Source organism: Micromonospora sp. NPDC049523 (assembly GCF_040676775.1).
GTDB lineage: Bacteria > Actinomycetota > Actinomycetes > Mycobacteriales > Micromonosporaceae > Micromonospora_G.
Map to the genome: position 1 here is coordinate 40,746 of NZ_JBFAPP010000023.1, position 15,572 is coordinate 56,317.

12 protein-coding genes are annotated in these 15,572 nt (G+C 72.0%); 11 read left to right on the forward strand and 1 reads right to left on the reverse strand.

Going from position 1 to position 15,572, the window contains the following annotated elements; all coding sequences use genetic code 11:
* Positions 1 to 1,461, reverse strand: coding sequence for an alpha/beta hydrolase (locus tag AB0J90_RS28820; RefSeq protein ID WP_363601114.1), 1,461 nt, complete (start codon positions 1,459 to 1,461; stop codon positions 1 to 3).
* 132 nt (positions 1,462 to 1,593) lie between these two features.
* On the opposite strand from AB0J90_RS28820, the gene AB0J90_RS28825 reads away from it, so the two are divergent.
* From AB0J90_RS28825 to AB0J90_RS28875, 11 genes are all read left to right on the forward strand, one after another.
* Positions 1,594 to 2,778: a histidine kinase gene (locus AB0J90_RS28825; RefSeq protein WP_363601116.1), complete on the forward strand. Its 1,185-nt coding sequence runs from the start codon at positions 1,594 to 1,596 to the stop codon at positions 2,776 to 2,778.
* Positions 2,766 to 3,443 carry a response regulator transcription factor gene (locus AB0J90_RS28830; RefSeq protein ID WP_363601118.1) on the forward strand — a complete coding sequence of 226 codons (678 nt, stop codon included), beginning with the start codon at positions 2,766 to 2,768 and terminating at the stop codon, positions 3,441 to 3,443. The genes AB0J90_RS28825 and AB0J90_RS28830 overlap by 13 nt, the downstream gene beginning before the upstream one ends.
* 196 nt (positions 3,444 to 3,639) lie before the next feature.
* Positions 3,640 to 5,163, forward strand: a complete 1,524-nt coding sequence (locus AB0J90_RS28835; RefSeq protein ID WP_363601120.1) for a polysaccharide biosynthesis tyrosine autokinase — start codon at positions 3,640 to 3,642, stop codon at positions 5,161 to 5,163.
* Positions 5,164 to 5,235: 72 nt separating this feature from the next.
* Entirely contained in the window at positions 5,236 to 6,390 is a 1,155-nt protein-coding gene (locus AB0J90_RS28840) for a sugar transferase (protein WP_363601122.1), read from the forward strand.
* Positions 6,383 to 7,993, forward strand: a complete 1,611-nt coding sequence (locus AB0J90_RS28845) for a lipopolysaccharide biosynthesis protein (protein WP_363601124.1) — start codon at positions 6,383 to 6,385, stop codon at positions 7,991 to 7,993. Before AB0J90_RS28840 ends, AB0J90_RS28845 begins: the two co-directional genes overlap by 8 nt.
* On the forward strand, positions 7,990 to 8,841 hold the full coding sequence (locus AB0J90_RS28850) for a class I SAM-dependent methyltransferase (RefSeq protein WP_363601126.1): 852 nt from the start codon (positions 7,990 to 7,992) through the stop codon (positions 8,839 to 8,841). The genes AB0J90_RS28845 and AB0J90_RS28850 overlap by 4 nt, the downstream gene beginning before the upstream one ends.
* On the forward strand, positions 8,838 to 10,931 hold the full coding sequence (locus tag AB0J90_RS28855) for a glycosyltransferase (RefSeq protein WP_363601128.1): 2,094 nt from the start codon (positions 8,838 to 8,840) through the stop codon (positions 10,929 to 10,931). The genes AB0J90_RS28850 and AB0J90_RS28855 overlap by 4 nt, the downstream gene beginning before the upstream one ends.
* On the forward strand, positions 10,928 to 12,331 hold the full coding sequence (locus AB0J90_RS28860) for an O-antigen ligase family protein (RefSeq protein WP_363601130.1): 1,404 nt from the start codon (positions 10,928 to 10,930) through the stop codon (positions 12,329 to 12,331). Before AB0J90_RS28855 ends, AB0J90_RS28860 begins: the two co-directional genes overlap by 4 nt.
* Positions 12,328 to 13,311, forward strand: a complete 984-nt coding sequence (locus tag AB0J90_RS28865) for a glycosyltransferase family 2 protein (protein WP_363601132.1) — start codon at positions 12,328 to 12,330, stop codon at positions 13,309 to 13,311. Before AB0J90_RS28860 ends, AB0J90_RS28865 begins: the two co-directional genes overlap by 4 nt.
* On the forward strand, positions 13,302 to 14,585 hold the full coding sequence (locus tag AB0J90_RS28870; RefSeq protein WP_363601134.1) for a glycosyltransferase: 1,284 nt from the start codon (positions 13,302 to 13,304) through the stop codon (positions 14,583 to 14,585). The genes AB0J90_RS28865 and AB0J90_RS28870 overlap by 10 nt, the downstream gene beginning before the upstream one ends.
* A 4-nt stretch (positions 14,586 to 14,589) precedes the next feature.
* Entirely contained in the window at positions 14,590 to 15,552 is a 963-nt protein-coding gene (locus AB0J90_RS28875; RefSeq protein WP_363601136.1) for a sulfotransferase domain-containing protein, read from the forward strand.
* Positions 15,553 to 15,572 lie beyond the last annotated feature (20 nt).

Here is a 15,572-nt window from a genome sequence, read left to right on the forward strand (position 1 = left end):
TCACTGTCCGGTCAGCACCCGGTCCATCACCGCGACGAAACGGTCCGGCTGCTCGAACATGGCCCGGTGCCCGGCCGTCTCGAAGACGTCCAGGTGTTTGCGCGGCGCCCGCAGCCGCTCGTACCACTGGTCGAAGATCGTCGCCAGGCCGCGCATCTCGTGCCCGCCCTGCACGAAGTACACCGGGACCTCCAGCCGAGGTACGTCGCGGCGCAGGTCGGCGTGCTGCATCGTGGGGTACAGGGCGCTCCACGTGTCGAGAACCCCGTTCATCATGTGGATCTTTTGAAGCAGCGTGTACTCGGGGACGTCGAGGCCGAAACCGGTGGCACCCTTCGCGTTGGGGCTGGGGTCGTACTCGTATGCCTGGGGGGCGTACGTCATGATCGGCTCGTAGCGGTACACGTCGGCGTACGGCGGCGGGCCCTGGCTGGTGAGCTGCCGGACGAGGCTGTCGCGGCCCGTCTCGCGCGCCCAGGCGAGGACGTCGTCGTAGAACAGCCGGTCGCTGGTCGCGAGGTCGACCGCCTGACCGGTGCCGACGTACGCGTGGTACTTCTCCGGCCGGCGTTGCGCCGCGAGCACGCCGACGATCGAGCCGCCCGAGTGCCCCAGCAGGTAGATCTTGTCCTGGTGGAACCGGTCCCGCAGGTGGTCGGTGACGGCCAGGGTGTCGGCGACCGCCCCGTCCAGGGTGACCGTGGCGGTGGGTTCCAGCGCCGGATAGGACGAGCCGCCGCCGCGCCGGTCCAGGGTGACCACCACGAAACGCCGTTCGAGCGCGGCGAGATGGCGGCGCATCGAACCGATCTCGGTGCCGCCCGGCGCACCGGGGACGAACAGCAGCACCGGCGCCTTGGCATTCTCGCCGCGGATCATCATGCCGAGCCGGTACGGGCCGACGTCGACCAGGGACAGCTCGGCGACGCCGCCCGGTCCCGGAATCGGCGCCGTCCGGGCCGGGACGGACACGGCCACCGTCGCCGCGACCAGGCCAGCCGCCAGTACGGCCGTACCGGCGCGGCGGACCCGGGCGCCCCTGCGGGCGCGCGGGTGGCTCCCCACCTCGGCCGGCACCGGCGAGCCACGGCGGGCCAGACCCGCGCCGTAGGCGGCGCCGAGCACCAGGGGCAGGACCGACAGCACACCGTGCACACCCCGACCGGCGAGCAGGGCGACCACCCCGAACGGGCTCGCGTGGGGTGCGTCCACGGACGGTCCGCGTACCCCGATCCGGGTCAGTTCCAGGGCCACCACGAAGGCCGCGGGGGCGGCGAGCATCGCCCACCGCGAACGGCTCCACCAGCCTGCGCCCAGACCCACGGCGGCGCTGATCCCGACCGACCACAGTGCCTGCGCGTTGGTCAGCGGCCCCCGCGGTGTCCACCCGGCCGCCACGATGCCCCAGGCCGTCGCGGCGGCCACCACCACCGCCATCCGCCACAGTTCTCCGCGTCTCATGGGGCCGAGGATGGCCCGGTGGGCTTCGGTCGCACATCGGCCGAGGGTCGGGCCGGGCACCCTGCACCCGACCCGGTCCGACCACGACTTTGGTAGGTCCCGACCGGTCCCCGGACCTCGTAGGCTGCGCTCATGTCGGCCCTGCTCTTCGCCCTGCTCGTGCCCGAGCCAACGGGCAGCGGCCGGGAGCTGTGGCGCAACCGGCTCGCCGACGGCATCGCGATCGGCCTGGCCTGCGGCTACGGCGCGTTGATGGTGCCGCTGGGCGACGCGACAGCGCCCGGAGCGGCCCTGCCCTGGCCGGTCGACGTCGCGATCGGGACGCTGTGCGCGTTCGCCCTGGCGGTACGCCGACGCTGGCCGCTCGGGCTCGCGCTGGCGCTCCTGCCGTTCGGCGCGGTGTCCGTCATGGCCACCGGCGCGATCACCGTCGCGCTGTTCACCGTCGCGATCCGCTGCCGGGCGCGGGTGGTGTTCCTGCTCGGCGCCGCGAACGTCCTCACCGGTGTGGCGTACTTCCTGTTGCAGGACCATCCGCCGTACCCGTTGTGGGTCGACGTCGTGATGCGGGTGGTGATCAGCGCCGCCGCGGCGGGATGGGGACTGTTCGTGCAGGCGTATCGGGGGCTGACCCGGTCGCTGCGCGAGCACGCGACCCGGATCGAGGACGAGCAGCACCTGCGCGTCGAGCAGGCGCGGCTGACCGAACGCGCCCGGATCGCCCGCGAGATGCACGATGTCCTCGCCCACCGTATGTCGCTGGTCAGCCTGCACGCCGGGGCCTTGGAGGTGCGCACCGACGCGCGGCCGGAGGAGGTGGCGCTCGCGGCGGGGGCGATCCGGGCCAGCGCGCACGAGGCGCTGCAGGAGTTGCGGACCGTCGTCGGGGTGCTCCGGGAGGGTGCGACCGGGCGGCCGGAGCCGCCGCAGCCGGGCCTGGCCGATCTGCCCGAGCTGGTGGACAGCGCCCGCGCGACGGGGATGACGGTCCGCTGCACCTGCCGGGTGCCGCCGGCCGGCCCGTCCCTGGTTCTCGGCCGGACGGCTTACCGGTTCGTGCAGGAGGGGCTGACCAACGCCCGGAAGCACGCGCCGGGCGCGGCGGTCGAGGTGCTGCTCACCGGGACCGTCGGCGAGGAGTTGCGGATCACGATCACCAACCCGTGCACCGCTACTCCGGGGCGACCGGCCATACCGGGCGCGGGGTTGGGACTCGTCGGCCTGGGTGAGCGGGTCGCGCTGGTCGGCGGCCGGGTCGAGTACGGCGTCGACCGCGACACGTTCCGGCTTCGGGCCTGGCTGCCGTGGCCGGCCTGAGGCGCGACCGGCCGATCCGGCTGGCCATCGTCGACGACGACCCACTGGTACGGGCCGGGCTGCGGATCCTGCTGGGCGGCTCGCCGGACATCGAGGTGGTCGCCGAGGCCGAGGACGGCGCCCAGGCGGTGTTGCTCGTGGACGCCCACTGGCCGGACGTGGTCCTCATGGACATCCGGATGCCCAGGGTCGACGGTCTGGTCGCCACCCAACGCATCCGGTGCCGGCCGTCGGCGCCACAGGTGATCGTCCTGACCACCTTCAACGCCGACGAGTACGTCCTGGAGGCGCTGCGCGGCGGTGCCAGCGGGTTCCTGCTCAAGGACACCCCGCCGCACGACATCATCGAGGCCGTCCGCACCGTCGCGGCGGGTGCGGCGAGCCTGTCCCCGACGGTCATCCGTCAACTCATCGACCACGTCGCCGACCCGGCGGCGGGTTCACGGCGGGACCGGGCCCGTGCCCTCCTGGCCACGCTGACCGAGCGGGAGCACGAGGTGGCGGTAGCGCTCGGGCGCGGGGTGTCGAACGCGGAGATCGGCGCCGCGCTGGGCGTGAGCGTGCCGACGGTCAAGGGGCACGTCTCCCGGCTGCTGGCCAAGCTGGCGCTCAACAACCGCGTCCAGGTCGCGCTGCTCATCCACGACGCCGAGCTGCTCCCGTAGGAGCGCCGCCGGGCGCCCGGCCCCGCCCGAATCCGAGTCCGGACGGCTGGCACCAGGCTGGCCGTCCGGCCGCCCTATGCCCCGCTACGGCCGATTGCTGACATGTAGGGGCATTCCGGAGAATCTCCGCGCAAACGTACTTTACCCTCTAATCGACACATCAAAGTCTTCGCTTGACGGGTTCGGGGGCAAGAAGGTGAATGGCGGCAGCAGTCTGCGCGCATTACGCCGTAGCTGGTGGTTGGTGCTGGTGGCGGTGATCTCCGGACTGGGGATCGCAGGCGTGGTCACCTCCATGGAGGTGCCCCAGTACGTGACCACCACGACGTTCTTCGTCACCACCCCCGGCAAGGGGACGACCGACGTGATGCAGGGCAGCACCTTCTCCCGGGAGCGGATCAAGTCGTACGTGGACCTCGTCCGTGGCGACCGGTTGGCCGGGATGGTGGCCGGCGAGCACCCGATGGGACTGTCCGTACCGCAGATCCAGGAGCGGATCACCGCCCAGGCGGTACGCGACACGGTGCTGCTGACCGTGACCATCACGGACGTGGACCAGGCCCGATCGGAACGGCTCGCCCATGCCGTCCTCGGTGAGTTCACGGCCCTCGTCGAGGCCCTCGAAGGGTCGCCGGGCGCCGATTCCCCGGCGGTGAAGCTGGAGGTCATCGCCGGCCCCACCCCGGTGACGGTGACCTCGCGACCGTTGCGCAACCTCGGGCTCGGCCTGCTGGCGGGCCTGCTGGTGGGCCTGGCGGCGGCGATGCTCCGGGAGACGCTGGACAAGACGGTCAGGACGTCCGGGATGCTGCTCGAGATGACCGGCGCCCCGGTCCTGGCGGTGGTCCCGCACCAGGGCTCGATGGCCAGGAAACCCGCGCTGCTCCGGGGCAGGTCCTCACCGGGCGCGGAATCGTTCCGTCAACTGCGTACGAACCTGCGCTCCGCCGACCCCGCGGCACGGATCCTGGCCGTGACCAGCGCCATTCCCGGCGAGGGCAGGTCGATCACGGCCGCGAACCTGGCCGTCATGGTGGCCGAAACCGGCTCCCGGGTGCTGCTCCTGGAGGCGGACCTGCGCCGCCCCCGGATCGCGAACTACCTCAGGCTGCCGGGCAGGTCCGGCCTGTCCGACGTGCTCGCCGGTCGGATCGAGGTGTCCGACGCGCTCCAGAAATGGGGGCAGCACCCCCTCTGGGTACTGCCCTGCGGCGCCACTCCGTCGAACCCGAGCGAACTGCTCAGCTCGGAGAGGATGGCCGCGCTGCTGGAGAGCGAGCGGTGGAACTTCGACCTGATCGTGATCGACACGCCGGCCCTGCTGCCGCTGACCGACGGCGCCGTCGTGGCCCAGGCGGCGGACGGCGTGATCCTGGTGGCGCGGGCGAACATGACCGGGCAGGAGGAGGTACGGTCCGCCGCCGCCGCACTGCGTACGGTCCACGCCCAGGTCGTGGGCTGCGTACTCAACGACGTGGGGCGTCGCGACGTCGGTTTGGCGTACCGCTACGGGGTGGGCGTACGGATCGGTGTCCGGTCGCGTGCCGCGGGTGAGGTGCTGCCGTTGCCAACGGCGGCCCCAGCACCCGGGCAGGCACCCGACCGGGCCGGAACCTGGTGGCAGGGTACGGCGCCGTCGGCCGCGCGCCGTCCGGTCGAGGCGGGCGTCAACGGGGCGGGTGAAACGGCCGCCGAGGCTCCGCGTACCTCAGCACGCTGAGTCTGTTCGTCCCTCCGCCCGATCAGACCGCTACCTGCTGCTGTCCCCGGCTGCCCTGCTTAGGAGGCGTCGATGAGAAAGCTCCCCGGCACCCTGCCCACCCGGACGACCGCGACCTCGGGCATCGACGAGGTGCTGCCCGGTCTCGACGAGTTCCCCGGTCTCGACGAAATGCCCGACGTAGACCCCAGGCCCGGCACCGGCAGGGTGCCCGGCGCGCGCTTCGTCGGCGCCCACCGGCGGCGGGGCAGGCGTACGTCCGACTCCGCTGTGGTCGTCGCCCCGACTGGTGGCGGCGCCGACTCGGGCGAGCGGGTGTCGACACCGGCCCGGCGCCGGATTCGTGTGGCGGTGCTGGAATCCGCCACCCATCCCACCGCGGACCGGCTGGACGAGGAGTTCGAGGTCGTGATGCGGTTGTCCGTGCCACCCAAAGTGGAGCAACTGGACGCCCTGCTCCTGCTCTGCCGGCCGAAGATGCTGCTGATGAAACAGCCGCTGGACTCGGTCGATCCGCGGCTGATGGCAGCCTGCCTGACCCGGCAGGTCGATCTGCTGGTGCTGGCGCGGCCGACGTACGGGCTGCTCCGGCCGGCCCGGCTGCGACGGATCGGCGGGCTGCTCTGGGTGCACGTGCGGTGGCCGTCCGGCCGGCCCGCCTGCGGACGGGTGAAGCGGAGCCTGGACGTGGCCCTGGTGCTGCTCAGCCTTCCCCTGCTGCTGCCGGTGATGCTGCTCATCCTGGCGGCGGTGGGTCTGCGTGGGCCGGCCCTCTACTTCCAGGACCGGGTCGGCGAGGGCGGTCGGCTGTTCCGGATCGTCAAGTTCCGTACGATGCGGACCGACGCCGAGCACGGCCTCGGGCCGCAGCTGGCCACGCCGAACGACCGTCGGGTGACTGCGATAGGGCGTACCCTACGCCGGTCCCGACTGGACGAACTGCCCCAGCTGTGGAACGTCCTGCGGGGCGACATGAGTCTCGTCGGGCCGCGCCCGGAACGGCCCGAGTTCGTCGACGAGTTCAAGCAGTTGCCCCACTACGACCTCCGGCATCTCATCCGACCCGGCCTCACCGGCGTCGCCCAGCTCACCGGCGGGTACGCGGCCACGGCTGAGGAGAAGCTCCGGTTCGACCTGCTGTACCTCAGCTACCGTTCGCTGCGGCTGGACCTGACCCTGCTCGTGCTCACCCTGGTCGACATGCTGCGTGGGTTCCCTCGTGGCTAGCTTGCCGATCACCGCCGGCCGGCGGATCGCCCACAACACCGGCAGCCTGTTCGTCTCCCGGGCCGTGGTGGCGGTGGCCAGCCTGGCGACCCTGCCCGTGTTGTACGACGGTCTGGGCGTACGCGGATTCGGCGTCTGGGCACTACTGGGTGTCCTGGCCGCGGTCGTATCCCTGGCCGACCTCGGGCTCGGCACCGCGCAGGTACGGGAGGTGGCCCGGGCGCACGACGACGAGGGGCGCCGACGTGCCCGTGCCACCCTCGGCCTGGGCCTGCTGTGTTCGGTGGCCATCGGCCTGCTCGCCATCGTCGGGACGCTGGTGTGCTGGCCCCTGCTGGCCCGGCTGTTCGACGTGGGTGAGCTGGTCCAGGAGGCACGCGACAGCGCGCTGTGGCTCATGGTGGGCGTGCTGCTGGACCAGGTGTCGTTGCCCTGGCGGTCGATGCTGGCCGGCACCCAGCGGTACGCCGCGATCGCCTGGACCTCGGCGGTGACCGCCCTGCTGGGAGCCGTCCTCGGGGTGCTCGTGATCCGGCTCGGCGGGGGGCTGGCCGCGCTGGGCGCGTCGACCGCCGCCACGGCCGCGGTCCGGGCCGTGGTGCTGATGGTGACCGCGCACCGGGGCATCGGATGGCTGACCCCCCGGGTCCGGGGCATCCGCCGCTCCGACGTACGCGCCGCCGCCCGGTTCGGCCTGCCGGTCCAGGTGACCCGCGCGTCCGGAGTGGTGAACGCCGAGGCCGGCCGGCTGTTCGTGGGTGGATCCTTCGGACCCGTACCGGTTGCCGGATTCGACCTCGGCAGCCGGTTGCTGAGCCTGCTGAGACTGCCGCCAGAGCTGATCTTCACCGTCCTCTTCCCGTACGCCGTCACCGGCGTCGCCACGCACGGACGCGACTGGCTCGACAACTTCTACCTGACCACCACCAGGTACGTGGTGGCGTTCGCCGGTCCCTGCGCCGCGGCCCTGATGGTCTGCGCCGACCCGGTGGTCCGGGGCTGGATCGGTGAGCCGGTGCCGTGGGCCGCGGCAACCGTGGTGATCCTGGCACCCAGTTACGCGCTCGGCCTCGCCGCCGGTGCCGCCACCCTGGTCACCCGGGTGGAGGGGCGGCCGGACCGGGAGACCTGGTACCTGCTCACCGCGCTGGCGCTCAACCTGGCGATGGTGCCGTTCCTGCTGCGCCTGTGCGGCCCGCTCGGCGCGGCGTTCTCGACCGCGATCTCGATCACCCTCAGCAGCGGGTATTTCTGCCTGCGCTTCCACCGGGTGACCGGACGGCCGATCGGCGGGCTGCTGCGCGCCGTACGCCCCGGACTCGTCGCGGCGGTGGTGGCCGGTGTCTGCGGCGCCCTCGTCGCACCGTACCTCCCGGACCTGCCCGGACGGTCGGGCGCGACGCTCACCGTTCTGCTCCGGGGCGGCACCGTCCTGCTGGTCGCCGGCATCGTGCTCGGCGCGACCGGGCTGGTCGGCACCGCGGAGCGGGCCTGGCTGTCACGCCGATGGTCGGCGTACGGCCGGATGTTGCTGACGAAGCGGCCGGTGGCCCCCGTTGCCGGGAGCCCCGCGGACGCCACGATTCGGAAGGAATTCCCATGACCAGTCTCGTCGCCACCGAGCAGTGCGCGCTGTGTGGCGAAACGCGCAGCGAGCCCACCCTCGGCGGCCTGCTGCGCCGCTGCCGCTCCTGCGCGTTCCAGTGGACCGCCGACGGACTCGCACCCCCGGACGAGTTGTACGACGAGTCCTACTACGAGAGCGAGTCGTACCGGCGGTACTTCGCACTGGCGCCGCAGTGGCGGTTCGAGGCCGCACGGCGACTGGAGTGGCTGCTCTCGATGGCGCGACCCAGCACGCTGGTCGAGGCCGGACCGGCTGGTGGCTTCTTCCTGAAGGCCGCCCGTGACCGCGGCATCTCGGTGCAGGGCGTCGAGGTGTCGGACGTGGCCGCACGGTACGCGCGCGAACAGCTCGGCGTGCCCGTACAGCGGGGGATGTTCGAGGACGCCGTGTTCGCGGAACCCGTGCAGGCGGTGTGCGCCTTCCACGTGCTGGAGCACGTCACGGACCCGCGCGAGTTCCTGCGCGCCGCGCACGACAAGCTCGCGCCCGGCGGCTGGCTGGCCCTGGAGGTGCCCAACATCGTCTCCGCCGCTGCCAGCGCGTACGGCGCCTCCTGGGTGGACCTGGCCCCGCGCTACCACCTCTGGCACTTCGACCCCCAGTCGCTGAACCGACTGGTCACCGAGTCAGGTTTCGAGGTCGTCCGGTCCGACACCATCTTCGCCTCCCACTACCTGCGGCGCAGCCGCCGGTTGAGCCGGTGGGGCCTGGTGAGCCAGTGGCGTGGGCTGCGTACCACCGGATCGCTACGGGCGATCCACCCGCAGCTCGGCGACTACCTGAGGGTGCTGGCCAAACGCCGGGAGACCGGGGGAGCGTCATGACCGGACCATCGGTCATCCCACCCGCCCGGACCGGAGACCGGGAGGTTCGGTCCGGTCCGCCGCAGACCCCGCCGCCGGACGTGTCGGTGCTGCTGGTCAGCTGGAACACCCGGGAGAAGACCCGCAACTGCCTGGAGTCGCTGCCCGCGGCGATGACGGACGCGCTGCGCTACGAGGTGGTGGTGGTCGACAACGGCTCGGCCGACGGCTCGGTGGAGATGCTGGCGGCGTACCCGGGCGTGCGGTTGATCCGCAACGACCGCAACCTCGGGTACGCCGAAGCGGTCAACCAGGCGTACCGGAACTCGCGGTCCGACCTGGTCCTGCTGCTCAACAGCGACGTACGGTGCCGCCCGAAGACGGTGTCGACGCTGGTGGACTTCCTTCGCAGGCGCCCGACCGCAGGCGGGGTCGGCCCGCAGTACCTCGACGAGAAGGGCGAGGTCGAGCCGCACTACCTCGGGCTGCTCAGCTTCCGGGCGGCGCTCGGCCTCGCCGCCGGACTGCGCTGGCTGCCCGGTCTGCGCGAAGCCTGGCTCGCGTACCAGCTCGCGGACGGGGACTTCGACCAGGCCCGGCCCGTGCCCCAGCCGGCGGCGAGCTGCCTGCTGCTGCGCCGGGAGGCACTCGAACCGAACCGGGTCTTCGACGAGGATTTTCCCCTGTACTTCAACGACGTACGGCTGGCGCACCGGTTGGCGACCCTCGGTTGGCAACTGTGGATGACCCCGGACGCGGTGGTCAACCACGACCGGGGTTCGTCCACCCGACTGCTGGACTCGGCCACCCGTTCCCGCCACCACCTCAGCGGGCTCGTCCGCTACGTGGCGCAGACCCAACCACGGCACCGGCTCCGGCTGTTGCAGGCGCTCACGCTCGTCGACCGCCAGCTCCGCTGGGTGTTCCGGATCCGCGGCCAGCTCGGCCTGCGTGACCTGTTCGCCGCGCTGCGCGGCGACGCCGGCCCGTTGCCCAGCGGCGACCTGCGCGACTGGGTGGTGATGCTCAGCGGGGTCGACTGGAGCACCGAGGCGCACCGCCAGCACGCGCTGGCCCGGGAACTGGTCGCCGACCGCCGGGTGCTGTTCGTGGAGCCGCCGGGTCAGCGCCCCCGGTGGGGGTTCACGGTGCGTCAGATCGCGCCGTCGCTGTGGCGGGCGGTCCCGCCGACGGTGCTGCCGGCCGGCCGGCAACTGCCGCCGATCAACTGGATCAACCGGCGGATCGGCGCCCTGCTGGTACGCCGCTGGCTCGACCGCTACCCCGGTCGGCGGCTGGTGTGGATCGACGAGGACCTGTCCGTGACCACGTCCCGTCACCTCGGCGGGGAAGCGGTCATCTACGACGGCACCGATCTCGACTGGACCTTCACCCGTTGGTGGAACCGGTGGCACGTACGCCGGGGCATGCGCAGCGCGGTCGGCGCCGCCGACCTGGTCCTGGCCTCATCCCCGGCGCTGGTACAGCGGCTTCCCGCCGCGCGCCGCCCACCCGTGTCGCTACCCAACGGGTGCGATCCGGAACAGTTCAGCCCGTCCGGACCGGTCGCGCAGTGGGCCCGGGAACTGCCCCACCCCCTGCTGGGGTACGTCGGCGCGGTGGACACGCGCGCGTTCGACGCCGAACTGGTGGCCGAGGTGGCCCGTCTGCGCCCCGACTGGACGTTCCTGATCGTCGGCCCGTCCACCCCCGCCGGCCGTGCGCCGCTGGCCGGACTCGCCAACGTCCTGCTGCGGGACCCGGTGGAGTTCGCCGCCGTGCCCGCCATCCTGCGGGCGTGCGACGCCTGTCTGATCCCGTACCGGCTCGGCGGCCTGATCGACTACGTGCACCCGAAGAAGGCCTACGAGTACCTCGCCCTCGGCAAACCGGTCGTCGCGACCCCGCTGCCGGCGCTCAAGCGACTCGACGGGCCGGTCCACCTCGGCGCGGGGCCGGCCGCGTTCGTCGCGGCGATCGAGGAGGCGCTGGGTTCCAGCGAGTGTCCGGACGCCTCGGCCCAGCGTCGGGAGGCGGCGCTGCGCAACAGTTGGTCGGCACGCGGCATCCAACTGCGGGACCTGATCGCCGGGTTGGCGGCCGGTAGATGAAGGCGGTAACGCTGCTGCCGCCGACGGTGGCCGGTGCGGGGCTGCTCGCGGCCACCGCCGTACTTCTTCCGCACGACGCCGTCGTGGCGGCCGTCATCCCCGGCACACCGGGGTCGGAGCCACGCGACTTCGGCCTGCTCGCCCTGGCGGTGGTCGGGTGTTGCGTCGCCTTCACCGTGTGGCCCTGGGTGGTGCTGCCGACGGCCATCGTCGGGGTTCTCGGCACGACCGCCGTGCTCGGTGACAGCTCCGTACGGTCGATCCTCGGGCTGCACGGCTTCCTGCTCGTCGCCGGGGCGGTCAGCCTGGTGTTCCGTCGGCTGGTGCTGGCAAAGCAGGAGCGGCGGGTACGCACCGTCGTCGACCTGCCGATGCTCCTGGTGGTCGTGCTCCTCGCCGCCGCGGCCGTGTACGGACTGATCCTGGGCAACCCTCCAGCCAGGGTGATGATCTCGGGCTACCACTTCGCCGTCATTCCCATCTACTACTTCATGGCCACGTACACCCTGACGACGACGGCCCGGATCAGGTCGGCGGGATCCCTGTTCGTCGTCATGTCCGCCGCCCTGACCCTCGTGACCTTGGCATCGCCCGGACGGCACGGCGGTGCCTGGTCCCTGATCGCGGCCCTGCCGTTGCTGGTCCTGAGCTGCCGTACCGAGGGTTGGCGACGCGCCGGGCTCGTCGCGCTGTCCGCGCTGTACCTGGTCGACGTGGTGTTGGCGTCGTACCGCACGACCTGGGTGCTCGCCGGAGCCGCCGTGCTGGTCCTCCTGGTCGGAGGCACCGGAGCGGTACGGCGCGCGGCCGCCGCCATGACCACCGCCGCGGCGCTGCTGCTGATCGGCGCGATCATGCTCAGCGAGGGCGTACGGAACCGTTCCGCGGAGATCACCACGGCGCTCGGGCAGGGCGCCGGCTACCGGCTACCGGAGGCGACGGTGGGAATCGACGCGTTCCTGTCGAACCCGGTCGTCGGTCTGGGGCTCGGACACTCCACCCCGGACGTCTACCTGCCCGGTTTCAAGGTGACCGACGTCGGACCGCTGTACCACGTCTTCTATGTGATGATCCTGGCCAACCTCGGGCTCGTCGGGCTGGTCCTCCTGCTCTGGCCGATCCTGCGCGCGGCCCGTGAGGGCCTGGTCGAGCGGGACGGCCTGCCGTTCGCGTTCACCGCCCTGATCTGCGGATTCCTGGTATCGGTGCTCTTCTCCGGCCCGGCCACCGGGCACTGGGCGCTCGGCCTGCTGCCGGCGTTGGTGTTCCTGACCAGACAACCGGACGGCATAGTGGTTCCGGCTCCCCGAATCGGGGCGACGAACATCGTGCCGAACACGACGCGAAACAGGGCGCCGGGTGCGACGCCGCACCCGGCGACGCCGGTGGGGGCACGATGAGCAGGCCAGCCGCCACCGCGGTCGTCGTCACCTACAACTCCGCCAACCACATCGACGACTGCCTCGCGGCGCTGGCGCAGGCGGATCTGGTCGTCCGGGTGGTGGACAACAACTCGGCCGACCGGACGGTCGCACTGGTCACCGAGCGGTTCCCGAAGGTCGAGGTGATCGCGAACCCGGCCAACGTCGGCTTCGCGGCGGCGGTCAACCAGGGCCTGACCGGTGTGGACACCGACGTGGTGCTGTTGGTCAACCCGGACTGTGTGCTGCCGGCGGCGACGGCACGGGAGTTGGTCAGGACCGTACGCGCCCGCCCGGACGTCGGCATCGCCGGTCCACGCCTGCGTGACCAGGCCGGCCGGATCGCGATCAGCGCCCATCCCTTCGAATCGCTCAGCAGCGTGCTCGCGTCCCGCTTCGGAGGTGCGCTGCTGCCGGTGGCGCTGCGCCGGCTGCTGAGCGGCAGCCGCCGACGCCGAGCGTACGACGCCTGCACGGGGCCAGCGGCGCCGATGGCCGTCGACTGGCTCTCCGGCGCCTGCCTCGCGGTGCGTACCCGGTTGATGCGGGAGATCGGCGGACTCGACGAGGGCTACTTCATGTACTACGAGGACGAGGAACTGTGCCTGCAGACGTGGCGGCGCGGCGCGGCGGTGGTCTACGTGCCCACGGTCGAGGCCATGCACGTGGGCGGCGCCAGCAGCGGCCCCGGCGCGACCTCGCCGCACCTGTACCGCAGCATGCTGCGCTTCTTCGCCCGCCACCGGCGCCGGACCTTCCAGTTGGTGCGCCTGGCCGTCGTACTCCGCGCGCTGATCGGGATGGGGCTCGCCGGCGCGCGGTGGCTCGGCAGTTCGACGCGACGGACCGGCAGGCGCGGCCGTGCCTGGTACGAGGTCTGCCGCATCGCGCTTTCCACCACCCCGGACGACGCCGCCCGGGAGCATCGCAAGGAACTCAGGAGACCGCAATGCACATGATGATCAGCGTGGTGGGTAAACGTACCGAGCATTGGATCAGCCTCTTCGCGGCGCTGGCCGCCCGGCCCGAGGTCAGTTTCACGATCCTGGCCGCGGACGTCTCGGATGCCACCCGACGCGACCTGGAACGGCTGAGCCAGCGCCGGCCCGGGCTGCGCTGCCACGTCGTACCGCACCGGTGGAGTGAGGACCGCACCGGGCACATGGCCTCGGTGCTGTTCCCGCGCGACAGCCTGCGGGCGCTGGCCCGGGAACAGCCGCCGGACGTCATCCACGTCATCGGTGAGGCGGCCTACCTGAGCACCTGGCAGGTGCTGCGCCTGCGCCGCCGGCATTGGCCGCACGTACCGGTGACGTTGTACGCGGCGCAGAACATCGTGATCCGGTTCCCGCTCCCGTTCCCGCTGATCGAACGGTACGTCTACCGCGCGGTCGACCACATCTTCCCGATCACCCCGGCCGCGCTGAACGTGCTGCGGGTCAAGGGGTACCGGGGGCGGGCCAGCCTCGTCCCGCTGGGCGTGGACACGCTGGCGTTCCAGCCTGCCCCGTCGGCGTCACCGCGGCCGTTCACGGCCGGTTTCGTCGGGCGGCTGGAGCCGCACAAGGGGATCGGTGACCTGCTCTGCGCGGCGGAGCTGCTCGACTGCGACCTGCTGGTGGTCGGTGACGGCAGCATGAGGGCCGACGTGGAGTTGGCGGCGGCCCGTCGTCCTGGTCGGGTGACCCTGCGCGGCTGGGCCGACCACAAGGCACTGCCGGGGCTGCTCGCCCGGATGGACGCGCTGGTGCTGCCGTCGATCGAACTGGTGCAGCGCAACGTCGTACCGTGGATCGGCATCCCGCTGCGGGAGCAGTTCGGCCGGGTCCTCGTCGAAGCGATGGCGTGCGGAGTTCCCGTGGTCGGCAGCGACGTCGGGGAGATCCCGTGGGTCGTCGGCTCGGCCGGGTTGACCTTCCCGGCGCACAACGCCACGGCACTCGCCGACCAACTGGGCCGGCTGCGCGACGATCCCGACCTCGCCCGGGACCTGGCGGTGCGGGGACTCACCCGCGCCAGCACCGAATTCGGCTGGGACCGCATCGGCGAACAGATGTGCCGGATCTGGGCCGAGGAGGCCGGCCTGGCCGGATCGGCCGGCGACGTACGCCCGATCCCGGGCATGGTCGGGGCGGGAGAGCAGATCGGTACGGGCAGGCATGCCGCCGCCTCGCTCTCGCGCCAGGGCACCCTCCCGGCCGCGGCCGACCTCGCCCGCTGGTCGAGTTCGTGACGGGATGGAGTCCGACGGCATGCGGGTGATCTACATCAGCGGCATGGGGCGCAGCGGCAGTACGCTCCTCGACCGGATGCTCGGCGCGCTGCCGGGGGTCTGCACGCTCGGTGAGGTGACCGACCTGTGGCGCCTCGTCGAACCCGGCAATCTGTGTGCCTGCGGGGCCCCGTATTCCGGGTGCGCCTTCTGGACCGCGGTGGGGGAGCGGGCGTTCGGCGGCTGGGATCGGGCCGACCTGGACCGTTTCGTGTTCCTGCGCCGGGTCGTCCCGCGCATCCGGCATGTCTCCTGGCTGGCCCGGCAGCAGCTGACCGGTGAACGGCTCGCGCTGGTCGACGAGTACGTCGACTATTTCGCCCGGGTCTATTCGGCCGCGGTCGAGGTGACCGGCGCGCGGGTCATCGTCGACTCGTCGAAGTTTCCCACCGTCGGGTTGTGCCTGCGCTTCGCGCGCGGTGTCGACCTGCGCGTGGTCCACCTGGTACGCGACCCGCGCGGTGTCGCCTACTCCTGGACCAAACAGGTGGCCAATCCGGGGACCGGGGCAGGCGTGCTGCCCCGCTTCCCGCCGACAACCTCGGCACTGCAGTGGAACCTGCAGAACTCCATCGCGGGGCTGCTCGGTTCGGCCCGCGGCTGGGGCGAGGGGGAGGCGGCGCACAAGGTCCCGATGCGACGCGTCTACTACGAGAAGCTGCTCGACAATCCCCGCGACGGCATCCGGAACCTTGCCGGATTCGCCGGAATCGACCTTGCCGAGGGAGACCTGTCCTTTCTCAGCGACGGGTACGCCGACCTTGCCGTACCGCACAACCTCGGTGGCAACCCGATGCGTTTCTCCACCGGTCGGCTGCCGCTTCGTCAGGACGATACGTGGCGAATGGCGCTTCCGCCGCGGCAGCGCCGGCTGGTCAGCGCGATCTGCGCGCCGCTGCTCATCTCGTACGGCTATCCGTTGAAGTGATCCGGCGCGGCGGCCGATCG

Excerpts from the sequence above, each read along its gene's own strand:
- AB0J90_RS28820 (WP_363601114.1), bottom strand. The coding sequence starts at position 1,461 with ATGAGACGCGGAGAACTGTGGCGGATGGCGGTGGTGGTGGCCGCCGCG.
- AB0J90_RS28825 (WP_363601116.1), top strand. The coding sequence starts at position 1,594 with ATGTCGGCCCTGCTCTTCGCCCTGCTCGTGCCCGAGCCAACGGGCAGC.
- AB0J90_RS28840 (WP_363601122.1), top strand. The coding sequence starts at position 5,236 with ATGAGAAAGCTCCCCGGCACCCTGCCCACCCGGACGACCGCGACCTCG.
- AB0J90_RS28850 (WP_363601126.1), top strand. The coding sequence starts at position 7,990 with ATGACCAGTCTCGTCGCCACCGAGCAGTGCGCGCTGTGTGGCGAAACG.
- AB0J90_RS28855 (WP_363601128.1), top strand. The coding sequence starts at position 8,838 with ATGACCGGACCATCGGTCATCCCACCCGCCCGGACCGGAGACCGGGAG.
- AB0J90_RS28860 (WP_363601130.1), top strand. The coding sequence starts at position 10,928 with ATGAAGGCGGTAACGCTGCTGCCGCCGACGGTGGCCGGTGCGGGGCTG.
- AB0J90_RS28865 (WP_363601132.1), top strand. The coding sequence starts at position 12,328 with ATGAGCAGGCCAGCCGCCACCGCGGTCGTCGTCACCTACAACTCCGCC.
- AB0J90_RS28870 (WP_363601134.1), top strand. The coding sequence starts at position 13,302 with ATGCACATGATGATCAGCGTGGTGGGTAAACGTACCGAGCATTGGATC.
- AB0J90_RS28875 (WP_363601136.1), top strand. The coding sequence starts at position 14,590 with ATGGAGTCCGACGGCATGCGGGTGATCTACATCAGCGGCATGGGGCGC.